The sequence below is a fragment of the Roseibium suaedae genome (assembly GCF_900142725.1).
Classification (GTDB): domain Bacteria; phylum Pseudomonadota; class Alphaproteobacteria; order Rhizobiales; family Stappiaceae; genus Roseibium; species Roseibium suaedae.
Map to the genome: position 1 here is coordinate 220,114 of NZ_FRBW01000004.1, position 22,897 is coordinate 243,010.

Annotated in this window: 24 protein-coding genes; 12 read left to right on the plus strand and 12 right to left on the minus strand. The window is 60.7% G+C overall.

Going from position 1 to position 22,897, the window contains the following annotated elements; all coding sequences use genetic code 11:
- The first annotated feature begins 4 nt into the window (after window positions 1-4).
- Both BUA94_RS17425 and BUA94_RS17430 read left to right on the plus strand, forming a co-directional pair.
- Entirely contained in the window at window positions 5-562 is a 558-nt protein-coding gene (locus tag BUA94_RS17425) for an HNH endonuclease (RefSeq protein WP_073014613.1), read from the plus strand.
- 123 nt (window positions 563-685) lie between these two features.
- Window positions 686-2,116, plus strand: coding sequence for a TadE/TadG family type IV pilus assembly protein (locus tag BUA94_RS17430; protein ID WP_073014614.1), 1,431 nt, complete (start codon window positions 686-688; stop codon window positions 2,114-2,116).
- A 287-nt stretch (window positions 2,117-2,403) separates the two neighbouring features.
- Here the strand turns inward: BUA94_RS17430 and acs are convergent, their stop codons facing one another.
- Window positions 2,404-4,341 (minus strand): acetate--CoA ligase, encoded by a 1,938-nt coding sequence (gene acs, locus BUA94_RS17435; RefSeq protein ID WP_073014892.1) that lies wholly within the window; start codon window positions 4,339-4,341, stop codon window positions 2,404-2,406.
- Between the two features lie 343 nt (window positions 4,342-4,684).
- On the opposite strand from acs, the gene BUA94_RS17440 reads away from it, so the two are divergent.
- Window positions 4,685-6,703, plus strand: a complete 2,019-nt coding sequence (locus tag BUA94_RS17440; RefSeq protein ID WP_084082102.1) for a vWA domain-containing protein — start codon at window positions 4,685-4,687, stop codon at window positions 6,701-6,703.
- A gap of 75 nt (window positions 6,704-6,778) precedes the next feature.
- Here BUA94_RS17440 and ureG read toward each other — a convergent pair whose 3' ends face one another.
- From ureG to BUA94_RS17490, 10 genes are all read right to left on the minus strand, one after another.
- Complete coding sequence (gene ureG / locus BUA94_RS17445) at window positions 6,779-7,399, minus strand: urease accessory protein UreG (RefSeq protein ID WP_073014616.1); 621 nt, start codon at window positions 7,397-7,399, stop codon at window positions 6,779-6,781.
- Window positions 7,396-8,115 carry an urease accessory protein UreF gene (locus BUA94_RS17450; RefSeq protein ID WP_073014617.1) on the minus strand — a complete coding sequence of 240 codons (720 nt, stop codon included), beginning with the start codon at window positions 8,113-8,115 and terminating at the stop codon, window positions 7,396-7,398. The genes ureG and BUA94_RS17450 overlap by 4 nt, the downstream gene beginning before the upstream one ends.
- Window positions 8,116-8,373: 258 nt before the next feature.
- A complete protein-coding gene (locus BUA94_RS17455; RefSeq protein ID WP_073014618.1) occupies window positions 8,374-8,910 on the minus strand; it encodes an urease accessory protein UreE in 537 nt (178 codons plus the stop codon).
- A complete protein-coding gene (locus BUA94_RS17460; protein WP_073014619.1) occupies window positions 8,907-9,512 on the minus strand; it encodes a glutathione S-transferase family protein in 606 nt (201 codons plus the stop codon). Before BUA94_RS17460 ends, BUA94_RS17455 begins: the two co-directional genes overlap by 4 nt.
- A gap of 138 nt (window positions 9,513-9,650) precedes the next feature.
- The gene (ureC, locus tag BUA94_RS17465; RefSeq protein ID WP_073014620.1) at window positions 9,651-11,363 is read right to left on the minus strand and encodes an urease subunit alpha; all 1,713 of its coding nucleotides are present in this window, start codon (window positions 11,361-11,363) and stop codon (window positions 9,651-9,653) included.
- 49 nt (window positions 11,364-11,412) lie between these two features.
- Window positions 11,413-11,838 (minus strand): lysozyme inhibitor LprI family protein, encoded by a 426-nt coding sequence (locus BUA94_RS17470; protein WP_408011962.1) that lies wholly within the window; start codon window positions 11,836-11,838, stop codon window positions 11,413-11,415.
- A 53-nt stretch (window positions 11,839-11,891) separates the two neighbouring features.
- Window positions 11,892-12,197: an urease subunit beta gene (locus BUA94_RS17475; protein WP_073014621.1), complete on the minus strand. Its 306-nt coding sequence runs from the start codon at window positions 12,195-12,197 to the stop codon at window positions 11,892-11,894.
- Window positions 12,194-12,436 (minus strand): hypothetical protein, encoded by a 243-nt coding sequence (locus tag BUA94_RS17480; protein ID WP_073014622.1) that lies wholly within the window; start codon window positions 12,434-12,436, stop codon window positions 12,194-12,196. The genes BUA94_RS17475 and BUA94_RS17480 overlap by 4 nt, the downstream gene beginning before the upstream one ends.
- 24 nt (window positions 12,437-12,460) lie before the next feature.
- Entirely contained in the window at window positions 12,461-12,763 is a 303-nt protein-coding gene (locus BUA94_RS17485; protein ID WP_073014623.1) for an urease subunit gamma, read from the minus strand.
- A 30-nt stretch (window positions 12,764-12,793) separates the two neighbouring features.
- Window positions 12,794-13,666: an urease accessory protein UreD gene (locus BUA94_RS17490; RefSeq protein ID WP_084082103.1), complete on the minus strand. Its 873-nt coding sequence runs from the start codon at window positions 13,664-13,666 to the stop codon at window positions 12,794-12,796.
- 382 nt (window positions 13,667-14,048) lie between these two features.
- On the opposite strand from BUA94_RS17490, the gene BUA94_RS17495 reads away from it, so the two are divergent.
- The 3 genes from BUA94_RS17495 (at window position 14,049) to BUA94_RS17505 (ending at window position 17,177) form a co-directional block, all read left to right on the plus strand.
- Window positions 14,049-15,413, plus strand: coding sequence for a D-alanyl-D-alanine carboxypeptidase family protein (locus BUA94_RS17495; RefSeq protein WP_208980141.1), 1,365 nt, complete (start codon window positions 14,049-14,051; stop codon window positions 15,411-15,413).
- A gap of 222 nt (window positions 15,414-15,635) precedes the next feature.
- Complete coding sequence (locus tag BUA94_RS17500; protein ID WP_073014624.1) at window positions 15,636-15,869, plus strand: hypothetical protein; 234 nt, start codon at window positions 15,636-15,638, stop codon at window positions 15,867-15,869.
- Window positions 15,870-15,971: 102 nt separating this feature from the next.
- A complete protein-coding gene (locus BUA94_RS17505; RefSeq protein WP_073014625.1) occupies window positions 15,972-17,177 on the plus strand; it encodes a CobW family GTP-binding protein in 1,206 nt (401 codons plus the stop codon).
- A gap of 30 nt (window positions 17,178-17,207) precedes the next feature.
- Here BUA94_RS17505 and tesB read toward each other — a convergent pair whose 3' ends face one another.
- The gene (gene tesB, locus BUA94_RS17510; RefSeq protein ID WP_073014626.1) at window positions 17,208-18,077 is read right to left on the minus strand and encodes an acyl-CoA thioesterase II; all 870 of its coding nucleotides are present in this window, start codon (window positions 18,075-18,077) and stop codon (window positions 17,208-17,210) included.
- 141 nt (window positions 18,078-18,218) lie between these two features.
- Between tesB and BUA94_RS17515 the strand changes: the two genes are divergently transcribed.
- The 6 genes from BUA94_RS17515 to BUA94_RS17540 all read left to right on the plus strand — a co-directional run bounded on the left by BUA94_RS17515 (window position 18,219) and on the right by BUA94_RS17540 (window position 22,878).
- A complete protein-coding gene (locus BUA94_RS17515) occupies window positions 18,219-19,457 on the plus strand; it encodes a ubiquinone biosynthesis hydroxylase (RefSeq protein WP_073014896.1) in 1,239 nt (412 codons plus the stop codon).
- A 27-nt stretch (window positions 19,458-19,484) separates the two neighbouring features.
- Complete coding sequence (locus BUA94_RS17520) at window positions 19,485-20,339, plus strand: SDR family NAD(P)-dependent oxidoreductase (protein ID WP_073014627.1); 855 nt, start codon at window positions 19,485-19,487, stop codon at window positions 20,337-20,339.
- A gap of 56 nt (window positions 20,340-20,395) precedes the next feature.
- Window positions 20,396-20,593, plus strand: a complete 198-nt coding sequence (locus BUA94_RS17525; protein WP_073014897.1) for a twin transmembrane helix small protein — start codon at window positions 20,396-20,398, stop codon at window positions 20,591-20,593.
- A gap of 12 nt (window positions 20,594-20,605) precedes the next feature.
- Window positions 20,606-21,178 (plus strand): cob(I)yrinic acid a,c-diamide adenosyltransferase, encoded by a 573-nt coding sequence (locus BUA94_RS17530; RefSeq protein ID WP_073014628.1) that lies wholly within the window; start codon window positions 20,606-20,608, stop codon window positions 21,176-21,178.
- Between the two features lie 40 nt (window positions 21,179-21,218).
- Entirely contained in the window at window positions 21,219-21,908 is a 690-nt protein-coding gene (locus BUA94_RS17535) for a rhomboid family intramembrane serine protease (RefSeq protein WP_073014629.1), read from the plus strand.
- Window positions 21,909-22,128: 220 nt separating this feature from the next.
- Window positions 22,129-22,878, plus strand: a complete 750-nt coding sequence (locus BUA94_RS17540; protein WP_073014630.1) for an electron transfer flavoprotein subunit beta/FixA family protein — start codon at window positions 22,129-22,131, stop codon at window positions 22,876-22,878.
- Window positions 22,879-22,897: the final 19 nt, after the last annotated feature.

The window sequence follows — 22,897 nt, forward strand, 5'->3', positions numbered from 1 at the left end:
GACGGTGACGATTGCAGTTGCGTCTGGCGCACATCCGGCGTTGGTGCTTAATGCGGACTACAGGCCCTTAAGCTACTACCCGTTGTCGCTGTGGTCCTGGCAGGACACCGCCAAAGCGGTTTTCCTCGACAGGGTGAACATTGTCTCCGAGTACGAGACGGTGGCCCGAAGTCCGAGCTTCGAGTTCCGCCTCCCGAGCGTCGTCTCTCTCAAGACCTTCGTCAAACCAAGCCGTTATCCTGCCTTTACCCGTTTCAATGTCTTCCTGCGTGACCGGTTTCAGTGCCAGTATTGCGGCTCGCGCGATGAACTGACCTTCGATCACCTGATCCCCCGCTCCAAGGGCGGACAGACAACCTGGGAAAACGTGATCACCGCCTGCTCTCCGTGCAATTTGAGAAAAGCCAACAAGTCCTGCGAGCAGTTGGACATGTGGCCAATGCACATGCCCTTTCAGCCGTCGATCCAGGATCTGCACAATCACGGCCGCGGATTTCCGCCGAACTATCTCCACGAAAGCTGGCTTGATTTTCTTTACTGGGATACGGAACTCGAGCCTTAATCGGCCCTGACTTTAGGGAACTATTTACCCTCTCGAAGTGTCTCTCCCCTATTTCTGAGTGATTCAGAAATATGAAATTCATTTCGGAGTAACAGTCATCCTGTGAGAGACAGGAGACTGCTTATGCGCCTTGGTGCAGCCCGGACAATCTGGAGAGCCTTCAGAAGGCTTCCGAATGATCGTCGCGGTTCCATTCTCCCGATCTTCGCCCTTCTCGTGTTTCTTCTCGTCGTTATTGCTGGGGCGGGCATAGACTTCGCCAGAGCGATCAACGAGCGCGAGGCGATTGCCACGGCTCTGGATGCCTCTGCACTGTCCGTGGCCACCCAGTTGTCTTCATCCGTCATGACGGATACCCAGATTGATACAGCTCTCAAGGATGCCTTCCGTGCCAATGCCACGCACGTTACCGATGTTACCAAGGCAATCTCAGATCTGACCTTTGTGGTGAACTCGGACGCTGGGACAGTGACCGTCAGGACGAAGGCAACGGTTCCGACGACATTCATCAATATCGGTGGCATTGGCCCGTCAGAATTGTCCGTCAACACGATGACGGAGGTCAGTTATTCCAAGTTCGATGTGGAACTGGCGCTGGTTCTGGACGTGACAGGCTCCATGAGCCTGGACCCTGCAGATCTCGCGGCCCTTCAAAGCGCGTCGACAAGTCTGGTTGAGGAACTGATGCCGACCAGCCTTTCCACGTCCACCAGCAAGATCAGAATATCGATTGTCCCTTACAGTCAGGGCGTAAACCTTGGAACGTATGCCTATTCGGTGACCAACGGCAAAAGTACGCTCGCCAATTGCGTTACCGAGCGGGGAGGCGACAAGAGATATACGGATGCCATCTATAATTACAGCGGCTCGAGTTCCGAGTTCTTTGGTGGCAAGAGTGATTACGAAACCCAGTATCAACCGGCGGAATATACGTACTCGAATCCCAGCGATGCCTGCCCGGCCGCCGCGGTGTTGCCGCTGACCAACAATAAGGTCAAACTTCTGGCCACGATTGCATCTCTGGTTGGTGTTGGGGGGACGGCCGGCCAAACTGGGATTGCCTGGGGCTGGTATACGTTGTCTCCCAATTGGTCGTCACTTTGGCCAAGTGCCAGCACGCCCGCGGCTTACACCGACAAGAACACCATAAAGATCGCCATCATCATGACTGATGGCGGGTTCAACATGAATTACGACAAGTCCAGCAAAACCTATCCTGGCAGCTGCGGCTGGGTTTGGCAGGGCTATAAGTTGAAATGGGTTTGCACCAACTCGACAACGATTTCAGGTTGGTTCCAGTATTGGTATCAGGAAGCGTCCTATGATACCGAACCTGCGGTTCGTGGCCGGAAGTTTTGCGATGAGATGAAAACCGCAGGGATCTCGCTCTATACGGTTTTCTTCGAAACCCAGGACTCCAACTTCGGCAAGGACCTGATGAGCTACTGCGCCAGCAGCAGTGACAAGTTCTATTATGCGAGCTCCACGTCCGAGCTGATCAACGCTTTCGGCAATATTGCCCGCAAGATCCAGTCGATCTATCTCGCGAAATAGATGCATCCGTGGCTGGCATGGATGAGTTCCTGAGCGAGTGCCAGACCCAGTTCTCTGATAAGCAAAAGGCCCGCCGTTTGGCGGGCCGCAGACCGCTGACAAAGCAGTCACCTCTCCACCGTCATCCTAGGCCTTGAGCCGAGGACCTAAACAAGTCAATGACTTGCAGATGGTCGGGTCAAGCCCGACCATGACGAACGGGAAGGAGGCCGCCTTTGTCATCAACCTCAGGCCCACCGTTTGGCGGGCCTTTTCCGTTTTATAAATCAGCCTGTTTGGCCGGTAATTCAGTGGCGGTTCTGACGGTTGTCGATCAGGTCATCGACGACAGCCGGATCGGCCAGGGTGGACGTGTCGCCGAGGTTGTCGAAGCTGTCTTCGGCGATCTTGCGCAGGATGCGGCGCATGATCTTGCCGGAGCGGGTCTTCGGCAGGCCCGGAGAGAACTGGATCAGATCCGGAGAGGCAATCGGGCCGATTTCGGAGCGCACGTGGTTCACCAGCTCCTTTTTCAGCGCATCCGTCGGCTCTTCGCCTTCCATCAGCGTGACATAGGCATAGATGCCCTGACCCTTTATGTCGTGCGGATAGCCCACAACAGCCGCTTCGGAGACCTTCGGGTGGGAAACGAGCGCGCTTTCCACTTCGGCGGTGCCCATGCGGTGGCCGGAGACGTTGATCACGTCATCGACGCGGCCAGTGATCCAGTAGTAGCCATCTTCGTCGCGCCGGCAGCCGTCACCGGTGAAATAGAGGCCCTTGTAAGTGGCGAAATAGGTCTGCACGAAGCGGTCGTGGTCGCCATAAACTGTCCGCATCTGGCCGGGCCAGCTGTCGGTGATGACGAGGTTGCCCTCGGTCGCACCCTCCAGGAAGTTTCCTTCCGCATCGACAATGGCCGGCTGAACACCGAAGAAAGGCCGGGTGGCCGAACCGGGCTTCAGATCGGTTGCGCCGGGCAGCGGCGTGATCAGGATACCGCCGGTTTCCGTCTGCCACCAGGTGTCCACGATCGGGCAGCGCTTTTCACCGACCACATTGTAATACCAGGTCCAGGCTTCCGGGTTGATTGGCTCGCCCACGGAGCCAAGAAGCCGCAGGGACTTGCGTGAGGTCTTTTCCACCAGCTCGTTCCCGGCGCCCATCAGAGCGCGGATGGCGGTCGGAGCCGTGTAGAAGATGTTGACGTTGTGCTTGTCGATCACCTGCCAGAAGCGGGAGGCATCCGGGTAGGTCGGCACGCCCTCGAACATCAGCGTCGTGGCGCCATTGGCTAGCGGGCCATAGACGATGTAGCTGTGGCCGGTAACCCAACCCACATCCGCCGTGCACCAGTAGATGTCACCGTCATGGTAGTCGAAGACATACTGGTGGGTCATGGAGGCATAGACGAGATAGCCGCCGGAGGTGTGCAACACGCCCTTGGGCTGGCCGGTGGAGCCGGAGGTGTAAAGAATGAAGAGCGGATCTTCCGCGCTCATTTCCTCAGGCGCGCACTGGTCTGAAACCTTTGCCGCTTCCTCGTGGTACCAGACGTCGCGGCCCTCGGTCATCTTGATGTCGCCACCGGTACGCTTGACCACGATGACCGCATCGACCGGCGCCTTGTCGGCTGCCTTGTCCACGTTGGCCTTCAACGGCACCTTGCGGCCGCCACGCAGGCCTTCATCGGCGGTGATCACGCATTTGCTGGTGCATCCCTCGATACGCTGGGCCAGGCTGTCCGGGGAAAAGCCGCCGAAGACGATCGAATGCACGGCGCCGATGCGGGCGCAGGCGAGCATGGCATAGGCTGCTTCCGGGATCATCGGCAGATAGATGGTGACCCGGTCGCCCTTCTTGACGCCCTTTGCCTTCAGCACATTGGCGAAGATGTTCACTTCGCGGTGCAGTTCCTTGTAGGTGATGACCTTGCTCTCGCTCGGGTCGTCGCCTTCCCAGATGATGGCGGGCTGGTCGCCCCGGGTGGCGAGGTGGCGGTCAACGCAGTTTGCGGAAACGTTGAGCGTGCCGTCCTCGAACCATTTGATCGAAACGTTGTGGTAGTCGTAGGAGGTGTTCTTCACCTTGCTGAAGGGCTTGATCCAATCGATGCGCTTGCCGTGCTCGCCCCAGAAGCCATCCGGGTTCTCGACGGACTGCTTGTACATCTCAAGGTACTTCGCATTGTCCACGTGGGCGCGCTCCGCGACCTCCGCCGGCACGGGGAAAATAGTCTCCGACATCTGATAACCTCCCAGGGGCCCAATTTGATGAGCCGCATTGATGATGATGCGGCTTTTGGTTGGCGCATTATGCGCACGAGCCCATTCAGCGTCCATACGGGCTTCGTGGTACTTTCGTAGGCTTGATCCGGCGGTGAGACAAGTCCGCGTCAAAAACGGCGCGATCCGGGCGCTTGCGAGCTGACTTTCGCGCGAAGCGATCACCTTTGGCAGTCAGACAGCAGCAAAACGACGAATTGCGATTCAGATCACAGATGTGTCTCTCCGGTTGTGGTCAGCCTCAGGGGATGGCCGGTGCCGCCGAAAAAGGGGCGTTCCGGAAGGATCGAGGTGAGGAGCACTCATGAGATTTCAGAAAGTTTCACGCAGATTGAGGGCCCGCGCACCTGCTGTTCTGGCGCTGGCGCTTGCGGGGTTGGGTCAGTTTTCGGTTGTCACCAGGGCTGAGGATACCCGCCCCGACATGATGTTCGTTCTGGATCTCTCCAATTCCATGTGGGGCCAGATCAACGGGACAGCGAAGGTCGAGATCGCAAAGGATGCCTTTTCCGGCTTCCTCGGTGAGTTGCCGGATGGGGTGAATGCCGGTCTGATGGCTTATGGGCACCGGCGCAAGTCCGATTGCGGCGATGTGGAGACCCTTGTGCCGGTCACGCCGCTGGATCGCGGCAAGCTGGAAGCGTCGGTCAAGAGCCTCAAGCCGCGCGGCAAGACGCCGATCACGGAAGCACTGCGCATGGCGGCGCAAGAGCTTGGCAGCCGTGACAAGCCGGGCCGGCTGGTCCTGATTTCCGATGGGATCGAGACCTGCAATGGCGACCCCTGTGCGCTGGCAGCGGAGCTTGCAAAGTCCGGCGTCGACTTCAAGGCTCATGTGATCGGCTTCGACATCGCTTCCAAGGCCGATCAGGCGAAGATTGCCTGTATTGCTCATCTGACCGGCGGCACCTATTGGAACGTCAAGGATGCTGGCGGTCTGGCCGAAGCTCTGCGCGAGACGGCCCAGGCAGCACCTGAACAGGTTCTTGAATTTCCAGTCGTCCTCACCGCCGCCGACAAGGACAGCGGCGCCCGGATTGATGGCAATGTCGATTGGGTCATCTCGAAAGCGGATGATGAAACTGTTGTCGGTTCGGGACTTCATGGCGGTCAGGTTGAGTTGAAGCTGCCCCCTGGCGACTATGTCGTGTCTGCGGAACTGGACGAAAGAGCCGGTGGCGCTTCCTTCACCGTGTCCGATCAGGGCGCAAAGCAGACAGTGCTTTTGGCTGGGAACCTGCCGGAGGCCACCATAGCCCTGGCTGCTTCGCAAGCTGTTGCCACCAGCCGGATCGATGTGGCTTTCACTGGTCCTCTGGCTGACAGCGACTTCATCCGGGTCGTGACGCCGGATGGTCAGCGGCTCGAACGGGATCTGTGGGCCTATGTTCGCGATGGGTCGCCGGTGTCCCTGCCGCTTCCGTCAGAACCGGGCTCCTATCAGGTCGCCTATGTCTGGACGGAATATGGCGAACGTATCCTGGCCAAGGCACCGGTCGAGGTGACTGAGGCGAAGGTCAACCTGACCTTTGCCAGCGAAGTATCCGCCGGAATGCTGTTTGAAGTGACCTGGGAAGGGCCCGGCGGTCAGGATGACTGGATTGGCATTGTGCCGCAGGGCGCTCCATCTGACGACTATGGCGGACGTTGGAGCGGTGTCTCTAATGGCTCGCCTGTGACCTTGCAGGCGCCGGTCGAGGCAGGGAACTTCGAGGTCATTTATGTTGCCGGTGCCGATCAGGGGATCCTCGCCCGCAAGCCATTGGCGGTTGGGGAGGCAAAAGCCGGGATGCAGGCCCCCTCCGAAGTCGAAGCTTCCCTGATTTTTGAGGTTACCTGGACGGGACCGAAGGGGCCGGATGACTGGATCGGCGTGTCTGTTCCAGGTTCGGATCCTGCAGCCTATCTGACCTATGCCCGCCCGGAAGGCGAAACCGTCCGGCTGATGTCACCGGTGAAACCCGGCAGCTATGAGCTGCGCTATATTCTGAGCGGCGAAGGAGCAACGCGGATCCTGGCTTCCCAGCCTCTGGAGATCAAAACGCCGTTGATCACTCTGGAAGGCCCGGAAGAGGCAGAGGTTGGCAAGCCTATGACGATCAAGGTAGCAGGGCCGGCCAATGGTTCGAACTGGGTCGGTTTTGCGAAGGTTGGAGAACCTGCGGGAGCCTATATTTCAGGAGCCTGGGCGACCATCGATGACATTACCGATGGCACGTTCGACCTGATGGCGCCGGAAGAGCCCGGTGCCTATGAATTGCGGTTCGTTCTGTCCGGGGATGACACCGTGATTGCCGCCAGCCGGCCAGTGACCCTCAAATAAGCCACCACAAGGATTGGAAAAAATGGCGCCGCTTCAGGAAACCGGAGCGGCGCCTTGTTTCTTGGATCAGCCGCCTCAGGCGGTCTTCAGGCCGCCTTTGGACGCAATGAAGTCCACGACGGTATCGACGCCGTCGCCCTGGCGCATGTTGGCAAAGAGGAAGGGCTTGCCCTTGCGCATCTTCGTCGCATCCCGGTCCATGACGGAAAGATCAGCCCCGACATAAGGAGCAAGGTCGGTCTTGTTGATCACCAGAAGGTCGGAGCGGGTGATGCCGGGTCCGCCCTTGCGCGGGATTTCCTCTCCGGCGGCGACATCGATCACATAGATGGTCAGGTCGGCAAGTTCCGGCGAGAAGGTCGCGGCCAGATTGTCTCCGCCGGATTCGATCAGGATCAGATCTAGATCCGGAAAGGCCTTGGACAGATCCGCAACGGCGGCAAGGTTGATTGAGGCGTCTTCGCGGATTGCCGTATGGGGGCAGCCGCCGGTCTCCACGCCGCGGATCCGTTCGGACGGCAGCGCCTGCGAGCGCATCAGGGCTTCCGCGTCTTCGCTCGTGTAGATGTCATTGGTGATGACGGCCAGCGAATAGCGGTCGCGCATGGCCTTGCACAATTTGTCCGTCAGGGTGGTCTTGCCGGCGCCAACCGGGCCGCCGATGCCGACGCGAAGAGGTCCGTTGGGAGAACTCATGAGCGGAATAACCTCGAGTATTTCGTTTCGTGTTCCATGGAGGCGATGTCAGCCAGAAAGGTGCTTGTGCCCAGATCCTCCAGTCCGCAGGTCTGAGCCTCTTCGGCAACCGCCGCTATCACCGGTTCCATGAGGGCGAGAACCCGCTGCCCGTCGCTCTGGCCAATGGGCACGGCGCGCACGGCCACAGAGATCAGATTTGCGGTAAAGGCTTGGGAGTAGGCTGTCAGGACAGCGTCCACCGGAAGCGACCAGGCTGCTGCAGCAAGACCGACCGCAGCCGGATAGGGCCAAGTGTCCCGCCCGGTCTCAGGTTTGGAAAGCTTTTCCAGAAGATGGCAGGCCGGTGTGTGGGCGTCCGGCAGCCAAGCCTGACGAATGGCCTGAATGAAGGCCGTCCCTTGAGCGCTGCTTTCCAGATAGCGTTCCTTGGAAGGCTGAAGTGCCAGTCCCAGGTCGATGATTTCACCGACTGCGTCTTCGTTGCCCTCACGAGCAGCAAGCATTGTCTGGCGCAGGAGAATGGCGTCACTGCGTCCTGCACCTTGGCGCAGGATGTCCTCCAGCCAGCTTGCCAGGGTCCCGGCATCCGTCACCACCTCATCCTCGATCACCTGTTCCAGCCCGTGGCTGTAGGTAAAGGCCCCAACCGGGAAGGCGGGCGAGAGGAAGGTGAGCAGGCGAAACAGGGCGGAAGGAACCAGGGCTTCGCTCATGCGGAAACCTGTCCATGGGCATGGGGTGGCCGCGCTCGGCTGCAAAGCGAGGGAATGGAGCCCGTGGCACATCCTTCGAGACGCAGTCCGCGACTGCTCCTCAGGATGAGGGTGCGAGTGAGGATAGCTCTCAAGAGTAGCTTCAAATTCGCCCTCATCCTGAGGAGGCGCAAAGGCGCCGTCTCGAAGGATGGGCCGCAATCACCAGATTCATCCGGGACTTGACCCTGACCAGAGACGAAGCAGACCTTGCCGCTGTCAGTCATGGGAGTGCCCATGCGAATGGGAGTGGTCATGTCCGTGGGAATGCCCATGCCCATGACTGTGACCATGATTGTGTCCGTGATCATGGCCCTGGGTCTGGCCGTGGCCATAGGCGCCGCCTTCCGGATCAAACGGAGCGGAGACAACGGTCAGTTTGCCGCCAAGGCGGATGACCATGTCCTCGATCACGTGATCGCGGCGGATGCGTAGGACGCTGCCCATAAGCTGGGTGGGCAGGTGCCGGTTGCCCAGATGCCAGGAAATCTTGACCAGATGGGCCATGTCGTCGGCCGCGATTTCAACCAGGTCTTCGTCCGCGCCCAAAACCTCGACAATCCGCCCGTCTTCCAGCTTCAAGCCATCGCCATGGTGCAGATGCACGGCGTTTGGTTCGTCCAAGAGGAAGGTTAGGCCTTTTGCGGCGGTCATGACGGCCCGCCGCCGGTGCCGGTCTTCCCGGTCGAGGGTGATTGTGTCTGCGGGAGCCTCGGACCAGGCCCCCGCGGATAGGATTGTGCTGACGCGGATCATGAGACTTCTTTGAGTTTGGCCATGGCCGCCAGGAAGCCTGAACGGCTGCGCAGACGGGCGAGATAGTCGGCCAGGGGACCGCTTTCGGGCAGCGTGAACTTGGCCACCTGGGCCCAGCCGAAGCTGTGACCGATGAAAATGTCGGCGATGGTGAACATCTGACCCATCACATAAGGACCTTCGCCCAGACGAGCCTCGAGGGTTGTCAGCGCTTTGGCGAATTCCAGGCGGCACACTTCCTTGACCGTCGGCACACGTACATCTTCCGGGTGGATGAAGGTGTTCTTGGCGGCGGTCCAGAGGGCGCCTTCCATTTCGTCCACGCAGAACTGGGTGAAGCTGTCCTGCCGGGCGCGGTTGATCGTGCCTGCGGTAAAGGTCAGCTTGCCGTGCTTGTCGGCCAGGTAGGTGCAGATGGCGACGGAGTCATAGAGCACTTCGCCATCATCGATCAGTGCCGGGATCTTGCCGGTCGGGTTTACCTCGCGGATGGCGTCCGAGCCAGGACGGGCCGGGTCCAGCGTGTAGGCGGCGCCGAGCTCTTCCAGGGTCCACATCACACGCAATGTGCGCGACTGCGGGTGGCCGATAACCTTGTACATGTTCTCTCCCTATGTCTCGCGTGCCCTTCAGACGGCAGGCGTTCCAGATAACCTAGAGCATCCTGCGTTCCGGGGAACGTGCAAAGATGCCGGGGCTATCTGAAACCGCTTGCCCTCTCGTGTTCCGTGTCCAGTGGCCTAGAACAGGAAGTAGCGCTGGGCCATGGGAAGTTCCGCTGCCGGCTCGCAGGTCAGCAACTCGCCATTGGCCCGCACTTCATAGGTTTCCGGGTGCACTTCGATGTGGGGCATGGCGTTGTTGAGCACCATGGACTTCTTCGAGATGCCGCCGCGCACGTTCTTGACCGGCAGGATCAGGCTGTCGAGACCGGCAGACTGCTTGACGCCGTGGTCATAGGCCGCCTTGGAGACGAAGGTCACACGGCTCTGGGTCATGGACTTGCCGAAGGCGCCGAACATCGGGCGGTAATGCACCGGCTGGGGCGTCGGAATGGAGGCATTCGGATCGCCCATGGGAGCTGCGGCAATGGTGCCGAGCTTGAGGACCATATCCGGCTTCACGCCGAAGAACTTCGGATCCCAGAGCACCAGATCCGCCAGCTTGCCGACTTCAACCGAGCCGATGTGCTCGTCAAGCCCGTGGGCAATCGCCGGGTTGATGGTGACCTTGGAGATGTAGCGGCGGACACGGAAATTGTCGTTCTCGCCCGCTTCCTCGGACAGGCGGCCGCGCTGGACCTTCATCTTGTGCGCGGTCTGCATGGTGCGGATGATCACCTCGCCGACACGGCCCATGGCCTGGCTGTCGGAGGCAATGATCGAGAAGGCGCCCATGTCGTGGAGAATGTCTTCTGCCGCGATGGTTTCCTTGCGGATACGGCTTTCCGCGAAGGCGACGTCTTCCGGGATCGAGGCGTCCAGATGGTGGCAGACCATGAGCATGTCGAGATGCTCTTCCAGCGTGTTCACCGTATAGGGCCGGGTCGGGTTGGTGGAGGAGGGAATGACATTCGCCTCGCCGCAGACCTTGATGATGTCCGGCGCGTGGCCGCCGCCTGCCCCTTCCGTGTGGAAGGCATGGATGGTGCGGTTCTTGAAAGCCGCCGTGGTGTTTTCCACGAAGCCGCTTTCGTTCAGCGTGTCCGTGTGGATCATCACCTGGATGTCGTATTCATCGGCAACAGACAGGCAGGTGTCGATGGCGGCCGGTGTGGTGCCCCAGTCCTCGTGCAGCTTCAGGGCGCAGGCGCCAGCCAGGATCTGCTCTTCGAGAGCCGCCGGAAGAGACGCGTTGCCCTTGCCTGCGAAAGCCAGGTTCATAGGGAAACTGTCAGCGGCCTGCAGCATGCGGGTGATGTGCCAGGAGCCGGGCGTGCAGGTGGTGGCGTTGGTGCCGGTCGCAGGGCCGGTGCCGCCGCCGAGCATGGTGGTGACGCCGGACATGAGCGCATCATCGATCTGCTGGGGACAGATGAAGTGGATGTGGACATCCAGCGCCCCGGCGGTCAGGATCTTGCCCTCGCCCGCAATGGCTTCCGTTCCCGGACCGACGATGATGTTGACGCCGGGCTGGACGTCCGGATTGCCCGCCTTGCCGATGCCGACAATGCGGCCGTCCTTGAGGCCGACGTCCGCTTTCACGATGCCCCAGTGATCCACGATCAGGACATTGGTGATAACCGTATCCACCGCGCCAGCGGAGCGGGGGTGCTGGCCCTGCCCCATGCCGTCGCGGATCACCTTGCCGCCGCCGAACTTGACCTCTTCCCCATAGATGGTGAAGTCCTTCTCCACCTCGATGATCAGGTCGGTATCGGCCAGGCGGATCCTGTCACCAGTGGTCGGGCCGAACATGTCAGCATAGGCGGCACGGGACATCTTGTAGGGCATGACGGTCCTCAATCGTTCTCAAATTCAGTCGGGCAATCGGAAGTCGCGGTCAGTTGCCGAGACCCTTGGCAAGGGCCTTCAGTTCATCCGTCCGGATCCGGGTCATTCTCGCGTTGCAGTCATAGATCAGCTGGGGCTCCATGGAGCCGCCGCGGGCCTGAAAGCCGAAGGCCTCACAAGCCTTGTCCCGGTAAGGGATCCAGGCGCGCTGGGCTTCCTTCAGTGCATTGGCTGCGCCAACGAGCTCCTTGGCATATTCTGCCAGTCCTTCGTCGTAGCTCTTCATCTGTGCCATGGCGGCCTTGTAGGCCTTGTTCAGCTCGGCATCCGCAGCCTGCCAGTCCTGTTCGGCGCAGTAGGTGAATTCCATCTGCGTCTGCGGGTCCTTGCAGTTCACATTCGGCAAATCCTGAGCCAGCGAAGGGGCCGAGAGCATCAGGAACGCAGCTCCGGCCAGCAAAATCAGGTGTTTCAAAATGTTTTCCTCCCAATAGCCCGGACCTGAAGCCTGGGCATGCCCGGGCAGGTTCAGAGCCTGCCCATGACCTTCTGATTGAAACCGTAAACGGTCCGGTCGCCGCGGTAGGGGACCAGACTGACCGAGCGGGTCTGGCCCGGTTCGAAGCGCACTGCGGTGCCGGCCGGAATATCCAGGCGCATGCCGCGTGCCGCTTCCCGGTCAAAGGACAAGCCGCCGTTGGTTTCTGCAAAATGATAGTGGCTGCCAACCTGGATCGGCCGGTCTCCGGTGTTCGAAACATCAAGCGTAATGGCCTCAAGACCGGCGTTCAGCTCGATTTCCCCGTCTGCGGGGAAGACTTCGCCCGGGATCACTTGCGCGATCCCTTGACCGGAGCTTTGCCAGAAGCGTGGCCAGAAGCTTTGCCTGTGCGGGCCCAGACGATGGTTGCCAGTGCCCCAAGTGCCAGGGCTGCGGCAAACAGCATCTCGACCGTGCTGAAGCCGGAAACCTCTGCATGGGGATGCACATGCGGCAGGGCGCCGGTGTGGGCGAGCGCGCTTCCGGCACCGGACAGGATCATGGCAGCGGCGGAGGACAGAATGAGTTTCATGAAAATCTCCCGGAATGAACAGACTTAACGGATGGGTTCGTGAACGGTGACGAGCTTGGTTCCGTCCGGAAAGGTGGCCTCGACCTGCACGTCATGGATCATCTCGGGGATGCCTTCCATGACCTGGTCCCGCGTCAGCACCTTTGCGCCCGCGGCCATGAGGTCGGCGACGGAGCGGCCATCCCGGGCGCCTTCGACCACGAAGTCCGATATCAGGGCGATGGCTTCGGGATAGTTGAGCTTCACACCGCGCTCGAGCCGGCGGCGGGCCACCATGGCGGCCATGGAGATCAGAAGCTTGTCTTTTTCACGCGGCGTCAGGTTCAAGGAAACCTCCCCTTGGGTTCGGTGATGTGCTCAGCAGGACCAGACGCGAGGCAGCGCGGCTGAGCGGTATGTTTCGAGAAAATGGATGAGCGCGGACCGTAGGCTACGCCCGTCAGGCGCCGCAAACCGCGCCGTCAGGACGCCGTTCCAGGCGCTGGTGGCTGCTCGGACCTGTGCGCCCGGACCAAAGGATTGCAGCAGGGTGCGGGCCAGCTTGATGCGGTCCCCGGCCTCTGCGGCGCAATCCACGAAGGTTGCGAAGGCCATGCTGCCCGAGAGCGTAGCCGGGCCACCCAGGATGTCTGCCGGGGTTCCATGGACGCGAGCGTCGTCGGCAAAGATCAGTTTGCCGTCGCGGCGGATGCGCCAGCGGTCCTGAAATTCGACAGTTTCCATGGTTTCTTCCATGGCCTTGCGGCCGATCACAACGGATTCCACCGCAATCAGCCTGGCATTGCCTTCAAGGTCGACCTGCATGCTCCGGTGGAGAGCGGAAGCATTGAAGAGGATCGCTTCCTGCGGCAGCCACTCCAGCGTGGCGCCGTTGCCAGCAGTCAGTCTGGTTGCCACCTGGCCGTGGCCCTCGACGCGCCGGTAGGCCCGCTCCGCCGTCTGTGTGGTGGCGATGGCATGCCCGCCGGGCGCCACGGAGGCCTCATAGGAAAGCCTGTCGCCTCCCGTGATGCCGCCTGCGGTGTTGATGATCACGGCGACCGGGGGCGTGTCATAAACCTTGGGCAGCCTGACCTTGGCGCAGCCGCTCTGATAGAGATCATCCAGACAGGTCTTGAGGCCGTCGTGCTTGAAGCTGACACGGGCGATGCCGCGGGCACGCTGCATGACCGGCTGCGCGGCGGAAGCCGGGCCAGTGCTGATTTCATGCAGGCTGTCCGCGTCGAACATCTGACCTCACCAGAAGGGCCGGGCACAGCGCCACGGCTTGGGAAAAATCACGAGCTTGAGTTGAGACCGGCTCCTGCAGGAAAGCAAGAGACACGTTTCGGTCGCAACAATTCCTCTTCCTTGCAAACGGGGGGCCAGCCTGAGCCTGTCATCGGCGCATGAAAAATGGGCAGTGAATTGGGGCGGGTTTCGACGACTGAGTTCAAATGTGCACTTTAATTATGCAAACGATGTATTTTTGCGCATGATGGCCGGAACCTCTGGGGAAGCTTTTGCAATGGAGCCTGCGGATCGGGTATGGAAGAGAGTGTGCAGGTTTAGCGCATTGCGCGTGCTGGCATGTTTCGGGCTGGGGGCAGCGGTTCAGACCAGCGAGGGTTTCGTGAAACTATCCTGTAATTCCCGGCTGTTTGGCCGGATCGGCGTCATTCTGTCTCTGACCTTGGCTGCGTCAGCCCTGCTTGGCGGTGCCGGGCCTGCCCGCGCTGAGATCGGCACTTACATTCTGGTGGATGCCCAGACGGGCGCCGTCCTGGATGAAAAGGATGCGACACGCCAGTGGTATCCCGCCTCGCTGACCAAGATGATGACCGCCTACGTCACCTTCAAGGCTCTCCGTGAAGGCCGTGCCTCGCTGACCTCTCCCGTGGTTCAGAGCCAGAACTCCATTTCCGAACCACCGTCCAAGATGGGCTTCAAGGTCGGCACGCGGTTCACCGTCGATACCGCTCTCAAGATCCTGCTGGTGAAGTCTGCCAATGACGTGGCTGTTGCCCTCGCCGAGGCCATCGGCGGCACCGAAGAGGGCTTTATCACCCTGATGAACACCGAGGCCGCGCGTCTCGGTATGCGAGATACCTATTACGTCAACCCCCATGGATTGCCGGACAACCGGCAGGTGACTTCGGCCCGCGATCTTGCCATTCTGGCCAAGGCGCTGCGCGACGATTTCCCCGAAGCCCGGAATTACTACAATCATCCGGGGCTGAAGTTCGGCAAGAAGGCGCTGCGGTCCGCGAACCGTGAGTTCCTGCTGCGCGTTCCGGGCGCTGACGGCATGAAGACCGGCTATATCTGCAACTCCGGCTATAATGTTGCTGCCTCTGTCACCCGCAATGGCCGCACGGTGATTGCGATCGTGCTGGGAGCGGCCTCCGGACTGGAGCGCATCGCCTTCAGCCGGGAGCTTCTGGACAAGGGCTTTCAGACACGATCCGCGCGCTACACGATCGATAACCTGCCCCACCGTGGCGGCACTCCGCCCCAGGACAATTATTGCAAGCGCAACGAGAAGCCGGATGCCGATCAGCTTCTCGCCCGTTATGACATGACCTCTGCCAAGCAGCCGGTCATGGCCTATGCCTCCAGCAACCGTGATCCGGGCGCTGTGATCATCGGCGGCATTCACAATGCGGCAGACGACAATGACGTCGAGGATGAAGGCGGCGTTCAGACCGGCAACGGCAAGGTCGATTGGGCCAAGGTGATGGACAAGATCATCGGGCCGCGCCGCATTGCCTATGAGCCGATTGTTGTCTCCCTGGGGACGCCCGATGGCCCTGCCCGTGATCCTGTCGCGCTGGCTCTGGTGCCCTTGCCATCGCCCAATCCGGCCCGTGGCAATGCCTTTGTTGCTGCAGAGCCTGTAGCGGCGGCATCTGGGGACAGCACGAACTCTCCAGGTCAGATTTTCCGGAAGGGAATTGGCTTCTCCGTGCCGGTTCCAGCCTCCAGCCCAGGCCGGTGACGCCGGCAGTCTCCCCCGGTGGACAACCTGGGGAGATTTTTGGAGTTTCGCAAAATCGGTAAACTTTAAATCTTTCTTTACCGGAAGATTTAACAATCGGCTAACTGCTCGCGGATGGGCGGGTCCTGTCGTATCTGACGGGAATATCGTTCCAGCCGCGAACGTGCAGACAACCGATGATGGCCACAGAACAGGCCATCGGGCTCTTCGGAGAAGAATCTCATGATGGTGGAACCGCGCAGCTCCGCAACCATTCTGGCCCTGGCCGATCTGGCCGAGCTGTCTGCCCGGCAATTGGAAGATGGTCAGTCCATTGATGACGTGATCGCCACTCTGCGTCAGGCTGCCAAGGCCGTCCGCTCTGTGATTGTTCCCGCGGAAGAAAAGCTCGCCGCTGAAGCCAAGCCGGAAGACAAGGATGATGCCCCGGCCGAGCTGGAGAACATGTCGGCCTGATCCTTCAGTCCGGCACGGCAGACTGGATTTTTCCTCTCTTCGGTCTTAGGTGAAAGGCTCCGGGTCAGGGCGCAGATGCGCCCGCCAATCAGGATTGCCGCCATGACCGATCAGCTTGCCACCCCGCCGCGCGGCCCGAAGCCGCCCATTCCGCTTTCCGTCATCACCGGCTTTCTCGGCTCCGGCAAGACCACGCTCTTGAACCGGATCCTGAAGGATCCGGCCATGGCGGACACGGCGGTTATCATCAATGAATTCGGCGAGATCGGGCTGGACCACCTCCTGGTGGACCAGTCGAGTGACGGGGTGCTTGAGCTGTCCTCGGGCTGCCTGTGCTGCACGATCCGGGGCGACCTGGTTACCACACTTGAGGATCTGCTGAGGCGGATCGACAATGGCCGGATGGAGCGGCTTGCCCGGGTGGTCATCGAGACCACCGGTCTTGCGGATCCTGCGCCCATCCTGCACACGATCATGCTGCATCCCTATCTGATGCTGCGTTACCGGCTGGAAAGTGTGGTGACGCTGGTGGATGCGGTGAATGGCGCAGATACTCTTGCGACCCATGAAGAGGCCCGGCGGCAGGCTGCAGTCGCCGACCGGCTGGTCCTGACCAAGACCGACCTGATCGAAACACCTGAACAGCAGGCCTCCTTCGACGAACTGAAGAGCCGGTTGAAGGGCTTCAATCCCGGTGCGCGGGTTCTTGTTGCTCAGGATGGTGAGGCAACGGTCGACCGGCTCTTTGATGCGGGTCTTTATGATCCGAAAAGCAAGATCCCGGATGTGGCGAAATGGCTGAATGTGGAGGCTTATGAAGCGCCCCATGATCATGCGCACCACCACCATGATCATGGGCATGATCACAGTCACGGCGGCCATCATGATCATGGTCATCACCATCATGACGTGAACCGTCACAACGACCGGATCCGGGCCTTCACGCTTTCCACGGACCGGCCGATCCCGGCGTCTGCTCTGGAAATGTTCATCGATCTTTTGCGGTCGGCGCATGGGCCGAAACTGCTGCGGGTCAAGGGGATCGTCCAGATTGCGGAAGATCCGGACCGGCCGGTGGTGATCCACGGCGTGCAGCATGTCTTCCATCCGCCAGCGACCCTTGAAGGCTGGCCGGACGCGGATCACAGGACCCGGATGGTGTTCATCACCTATGATCTGCCCGAAGGCTTTGTCCGGCGCATGTTCGAGGCGTTTTCCGGGGCGCTTTTGCCAGATACGCCGGATCCGAAGGTGATGACCGACAATCCGCTGGCCATTTCCGGCTTCAGCGGACCAGTGCGGCGCTGAGGAGCTTAAGGCCTCAGCGCACTATAGGCCTCAGTCTTTCGGTTTCTTGCGACGGATCAGGCCTTCCTGAGCCGTCGAGGCGACCAGCGTGCCATCGCGGCTGAAGAGCAAGCCGCGGTTCATGCCGAGGGCGCCAAAGGCCGAGGGGCTGTCTTCCGCATAGAGCAGCCATTCGTCGGCCCGGAACGGCCGGTGAAACCACATGGCGTGGTCGAGGCTGGCTGCCTGGATCTCCGGCAGGAAGACCGACTTGCCATGGGGGAACATGGACGTGTCCAGGAGGGTCATGTCCGAGGCATAGGCCAGAACGCACTGATGAATGCGCGGATCATCCGGCAGCGCTGACGAAGCGCGAACCCAGACATACTGCTTCGGCGGCAGGGACTTGGACGAGAAATAGTGGGTCAGATCCACGGGCCTGAGCTCGATCGGGCGCTCCCTTTCCCAATATTTGCGGATGTTCTCCGGCACAGAGTCCGGCATGCGCGCAGCCATTTCCTTCTCGCTCGGCAGATCTTCCGGCATCGGAACGTCCGGCATGTCGAACTGGTGGTCGAAGCCCTCTTCCGGCACCTTGAACGAAGCGGACATGGAGAAGATTGCGTGGCCGTGCTGAACCGCGACGACGCGCCGGGTGGTGAAGCTGCCACCATCGCGGATGCGGTCGACTTCATAGATGATCGGCACGGCGGGATCGCCGGGACGCATGAAATAACCGTGGAGCGAGTGCACCTGCCTGTCTGCGACAACGGTGCGCGAGGCAGCGACAAGGGCCTGGCCAATCACCTGTCCACCGAAGACTCTCTGCCAACCGACCTGCGGGCTGCGGCCGCGAAACAGATTGTGCTCAAGGGTTTCGAGGTCGAGAATCTGGAGAAGACTGTCAATTGCCGTGGTCATCGGCGCGATCCCTGCTAAATAGGATGGTATCGGATTGATGCGCCGCCGGAGGCGGTGCGAAGGTGCAGACTTGGACGCGGGTTGACGTGTAAGTCAAGTTGCCCAAAGGGAATGTGCCTCATGAACGCCCAGGAGAAAAAGATGTCTGCCAAGGCCGCCGCCGGAACCACCTATGACGTCGCCATTGCAGGTGGCGGCTATGTTGGCCTGTCGCTGGCCCTCGCGCTGAAGTCGGCCGATCCCTCCATGGGGGTCGTTGTCATCGACCCGAAGCCGATGGACATTCTGCACAAGGATCCGCGCGCTTCGGCGATTGCAGCGGCCGCAAGCCGCATGCTGGATCAGCTCGGCATCTGGCAGGACATTCTCCCCTCCGCTCAGCCGATCAACGAGATGATCGTCACCGACAGCAAGCTGCGGGACGCGGTCCGCCCGGTGTTTCTGACCTTTGGTGGCGAGACGACCGAGGGCGAGCCCTTCGCTCACATGGTGCCCAATGGCGTGATGCTTCCGGCGCTCTATGCTGCTGCCAAGGATCGGGGTGTTGCCTTCGCAGCTCCTGATACCGCTGCCAGTTTCAAGAGCGGTCCGGACAGCGTTTCCCTCAGCCTTGCGAGTGGTGCGGCCCTGGAAGCCCGGCTTCTTGTGGCTGCGGACGGCGTGCGCTCGAAGCTTCGCGATCTGGCTGGTATCCGCACCGTTCATTGGGACTACGGCCAGTCCGGCATTGTCACCACGGTTTCTCATGAGCGCCCGCATGAAGGCCGTGCGGAAGAGCATTTCCTGCCCGCCGGCCCGTTTGCGATCCTGCCGCTGCCGGGCAACCGGTCGTCTCTGGTCTGGACGGAGAAGACTGATGACGCGAGGCGCCTGGTCGCCAGCGACGATTTCACCTTCGAGATGGAACTGGAGCGCCGCTTCGGTCATCACCTCGGAACCCTGCAGCTTGCAGGCCCGCGCAATGCCTACCCGCTGGGGCTGACCCTGGCGCGGGATTTTGTGCGTCCCCGTTTCGCTCTGGCAGGCGATGCCGCCCATGGCATTCACCCGATTGCCGGTCAGGGGCTCAACATGGGCTTCAAGGATGTGGCGGCTCTTGCGGAAGTGCTGGTGACCGCAAGGCGGCTTGGCCAGGATGTCGGCGCTTTCGACGTGCTGGAGCGCTATCAGCGCTGGCGCCGGTTTGACGCGTTCCAGATGGGCGTTGTCACCGATGTCTTGAACCGGCTGTTTTCGAACGATAATGACATCCTCCGTGCCGCCCGCGATTTCGGTCTCGGCCTGGTGGAGCGGATGCCGTCGCTGAAGACCCGTTTCATCAAGGAAGCTGCCGGTTTTGCCGGTCCGGTTCCCCGGCTCCTGACGGGCGAGCCGATCTGATTTTTCAATCTGAATGGGATTGTTTTCATGAGTGCTGACGCACGGACGATTTTGATTACCGGCTGTTCTTCGGGCATTGGCGAAGTGGCTGCCCATCAGATGCGCGGCCGTGGCTGGCGGGTTTTTCCGACAGCCCGGAAGCAGGCTGATGTCGACAAGCTTCTGGCGGAAGGGTTCGAGGCCTTCCTGCTGGATTACGAGCGGCCGGAAACCATTCACTCCGCTCTGGCCTCCGTTCTTGCGCTCACCGGCGGCAAGCTGGATGTGCTTTTCAACAATGGCGCCTATGCAATTCCGGGTGCGGTCGAGGATATTCCCGTCGAAGGGCTGAAGACGCTGTTTCAGGCGAATTTCTTCGGCTGGCACGAACTGACGCAGCCGGTCGTCAAACTGATGCGGGCACAGGGGCATGGCCGGATCGTGCAGTGCTCTTCCATTCTCGGCTTCATCGCGATGAAGTATCGCGGGGCCTACACTTCCTCCAAGTTTGCGCTGGAAGCCTATTCTGACACGCTGCGGCAGGAACTGGACGGAACGGGCATTCACGTCAGCCTGATCGAGCCTGGCCCGATCGCCACCCGCTTTACCCCGAATTCCCTTGCCAATTTTGACCGCTGGATCGGCGAAGAGGGCATGAAGGCGTCTCCGCACGAGAAGACCTACCGGTCACGGCGCAAGCGGATGGAGGGCGGTGAGCCTGGCTTCTTCAAGCTGGGGCCGGGTTCGGTCGTTGAAAAGCTCATTCACGCGGCTGAGGCCAAGCGGCCCCATGCGCGCTACAGGGTCACCATCCCGACGATCGCCCTGAACATCATCAAGCGGCTGCTGACCACCAGACTGATGGACCGCTTCCTGATCCGGGCAGCCAATTCGGAAGAATAAGGCAGAACCGGCGGGAAAGATAAGCCCGTCCTTGCGGCGGGCATGAGGAAATGACGATGGAAACGATCTGGAATTACGCGATCCCTGTGACCATGGCCGCTGTGGCCCTGGTTCTGCTGATGGGGCTTTGGAACATGTTCCGTGGCGGCTCATCCAGCCGGTCGCAGACCCTCATGCGCTGGCGTGTGGGCCTGCAGTTTCTGGTGATCGTGCTGGTCATGACCGGCGTCTATTTCTTCGGACAAGGCAGATAAAGGCAGGGCTGCATGGTCGTACTGAACAAGATCTACACCAAGACCGGCGATGACGGCACCACGGCGCTGGGCTCGGGCGAGCGGCGCCGGAAAAGCGATCTGCGCGTCGAAGCCTACGGCACGGTGGACGAGACCAACTCGGTTCTCGGGCTTGTCCGGCTTCACACGTCTGGTGAAGCGGAGCTGGATGCGGTTCTCGGGCGGATTCAGAACGACCTTTTCGATCTTGGCGCAGATCTGGCGACACCTGATACCGGTGAGGACCTTGGATATGAGCCGCTTCGGATCACGGACGGCCAGGTGGCCGCGCTGGAAAAGGAAATCGACCGGTTCAACGCGGATCTGAAACCGTTGCGGTCCTTTGTGCTTCCTGGCGGCAGTGCGGCCTCTGCCCATCTGCATCTGGCGCGGACCGTTTCCCGCCGGGCCGAGCGGCTGATGGTGGAACTGGCAACGCGCGAGCAGATCGGTTCAGCCGCCATCCGCTACATGAACCGGCTTTCCGACTTCTTCTTCGTTGCCTCCCGCTATCTCAATGCCAAGGGCGAGGGCGACGTGCTCTGGGTGCCCGGACAGAACCGCTGAATGGGCTCTTCGAGCCGGATAGCTTGAGCCGGAGCCGCACATGTTCATTCCGCTGCATGACCAGAATTCGCTGAAGCATGTGCTGCGCCCGGTGGTGACCTGGGCCCTGATCCTTCTCAACGTCCTTGCCTTTTTCCTTCTGCAGGGGGCGGTGACAGGAGATATTTCCGCAGGGTCCGTTCTCTCCTATGGGCTCATCCCGTCGGTCGTGATGGATGTGAAGGATCTGACACCGGACCTGCAGGCGGTGCCGGACAGTCTGACCCTCTTCACCTATGCCTTTCTGCATGGCGATTTCTGGCATCTGGCCGGGAACATGCTGTTTCTCTGGGTCTTCGGCGATAATGTCGAGGATGCCCTGGGGCATATCCGGTTCCTGGCGTTCTATTTGCTTTGTGCCGCTGCCGGCGGTCTGGCGTACATGCTGGTGAACCTTAATTCCGATGTGCCGCTGATCGGGGCTTCCGGAGCCGTGTCCGGTGTCGTCGCGGCCTATCTCATGCTGCACCCGAAGGTGAAGATCTGGGTGCTGGCGCTGGGGCGTATTCCGCTGCGCCTGTCGGCCCAATGGGTGCTGGGCGCCTGGATCCTCTACCAGGTCTATCATGCGGCCCTGTCCAGCGCCGGATCGGTTGCCTGGTCGGCGCATGTGGGCGGCCTGCTGGCTGGCGGCGTTCTGGTTATCGTGCTGCGGCGGCGCGGCGTGGTGCTTTTCGACCGGGGTCTTTGAAGCCGGTTAATTCCTGCTGGTCAGGACGTCATTCCCGCGTCTTGGCAAATCGTCCTAGTTCCCTTGCGCAAGCGTTGACAGCCGGGAGCACTGTCTTTACCGTCCCGCCGCATGCGTAACAATTGGCCGAAAACCGCCATTTATGTAGCGCGACATAATTTGCCGGCAGAGCCAAATGATGCAGTGCGGCATCCGTGCCGTCTAGCGGAGGTAAAACCTGATGAAGATCCTAGTGCCCGTGAAGCGGGTTATCGACTACAACGTTAAGGTGCGCGTCAAGGCGGACGGGTCCGGTGTGGACCTTGCCAACGTGAAGATGTCGATGAACCCCTTCGATGAGATCGCGGTGGAAGAAGCCCTGCGTCTGAAAGAAGCGGGCAAGGCAACCGAAGTCATCGTCGTATCCGTTGGGCCCCAGCAGGCGACCGAAACCCTGCGCACGGGTCTGGCCATGGGTGCCGACCGTGGCATTCTGGTCAAGACCGACGCCACGACCGAACCGCTGGCTGTCGCCAAGATCCTGAAGGGCATCGTCGCGGCCGAAGAACCGGGTCTGGTGATCCTCGGCAAGCAGGCAATCGACGATGATTGCAATCAGACCGGCCAGATGCTGGCAGCGCTTCTCGGCTGGGGCCAGGGCACGTTTGCCTCCAAGGTCGATCTGGGCGAAGGCACCGTTGCCGTGACCCGTGAAGTCGACGGCGGCCTGCAGACTGTTTCGCTGAAGCTTCCGGCCATCGTCACCACCGACCTGCGCCTGAACGAGCCGCGTTATGCGTCCCTGCCGAACATCATGAAGGCCAAGAAGAAGCCGATCGACGAGAAGACCCCGGAAGATTTCGGCGTTGACGTGACCCCGCGTCTGACCGTCGTCTCCACCGCCGAGCCGGCTGCCCGCCAGGCTGGCATCAAGGTCGCGTCTGTCGCCGAACTGGTCGACAAGCTGAAGAATGAGGCCGGCGTCCTCTAAGGACCCGTCACAGGAGGAA

Coding starts and splice junctions, on each gene's coding strand:
- acs (WP_073014892.1), bottom strand. CDS start 4,341: ATGTCGGAGACTATTTTCCCCGTGCCGGCGGAGGTCGCGGAGCGCGCC.
- BUA94_RS17505 (WP_073014625.1), top strand. CDS start 15,972: ATGACCGATCAGCTTGCCACCCCGCCGCGCGGCCCGAAGCCGCCCATT.
- BUA94_RS17540 (WP_073014630.1), top strand. CDS start 22,129: ATGAAGATCCTAGTGCCCGTGAAGCGGGTTATCGACTACAACGTTAAG.
- BUA94_RS17515 (WP_073014896.1), top strand. CDS start 18,219: ATGTCTGCCAAGGCCGCCGCCGGAACCACCTATGACGTCGCCATTGCA.
- tesB (WP_073014626.1), bottom strand. CDS start 18,077: ATGACCACGGCAATTGACAGTCTTCTCCAGATTCTCGACCTCGAAACC.
- BUA94_RS17490 (WP_084082103.1), bottom strand. CDS start 13,666: ATGTTCGACGCGGACAGCCTGCATGAAATCAGCACTGGCCCGGCTTCC.
- BUA94_RS17430 (WP_073014614.1), top strand. CDS start 686: ATGCGCCTTGGTGCAGCCCGGACAATCTGGAGAGCCTTCAGAAGGCTT.
- BUA94_RS17530 (WP_073014628.1), top strand. CDS start 20,606: ATGGTCGTACTGAACAAGATCTACACCAAGACCGGCGATGACGGCACC.
- BUA94_RS17440 (WP_084082102.1), top strand. CDS start 4,685: ATGAGATTTCAGAAAGTTTCACGCAGATTGAGGGCCCGCGCACCTGCT.
- BUA94_RS17535 (WP_073014629.1), top strand. CDS start 21,219: ATGTTCATTCCGCTGCATGACCAGAATTCGCTGAAGCATGTGCTGCGC.
- BUA94_RS17480 (WP_073014622.1), bottom strand. CDS start 12,436: ATGAAACTCATTCTGTCCTCCGCCGCTGCCATGATCCTGTCCGGTGCC.
- BUA94_RS17525 (WP_073014897.1), top strand. CDS start 20,396: ATGGAAACGATCTGGAATTACGCGATCCCTGTGACCATGGCCGCTGTG.
- BUA94_RS17455 (WP_073014618.1), bottom strand. CDS start 8,910: ATGATCCGCGTCAGCACAATCCTATCCGCGGGGGCCTGGTCCGAGGCT.
- BUA94_RS17460 (WP_073014619.1), bottom strand. CDS start 9,512: ATGTACAAGGTTATCGGCCACCCGCAGTCGCGCACATTGCGTGTGATG.
- BUA94_RS17450 (WP_073014617.1), bottom strand. CDS start 8,115: ATGAGCGAAGCCCTGGTTCCTTCCGCCCTGTTTCGCCTGCTCACCTTC.
- BUA94_RS17500 (WP_073014624.1), top strand. CDS start 15,636: ATGATGGTGGAACCGCGCAGCTCCGCAACCATTCTGGCCCTGGCCGAT.
- ureG (WP_073014616.1), bottom strand. CDS start 7,399: ATGAGTTCTCCCAACGGACCTCTTCGCGTCGGCATCGGCGGCCCGGTT.
- BUA94_RS17520 (WP_073014627.1), top strand. CDS start 19,485: ATGAGTGCTGACGCACGGACGATTTTGATTACCGGCTGTTCTTCGGGC.
- ureC (WP_073014620.1), bottom strand. CDS start 11,363: ATGCCCTACAAGATGTCCCGTGCCGCCTATGCTGACATGTTCGGCCCG.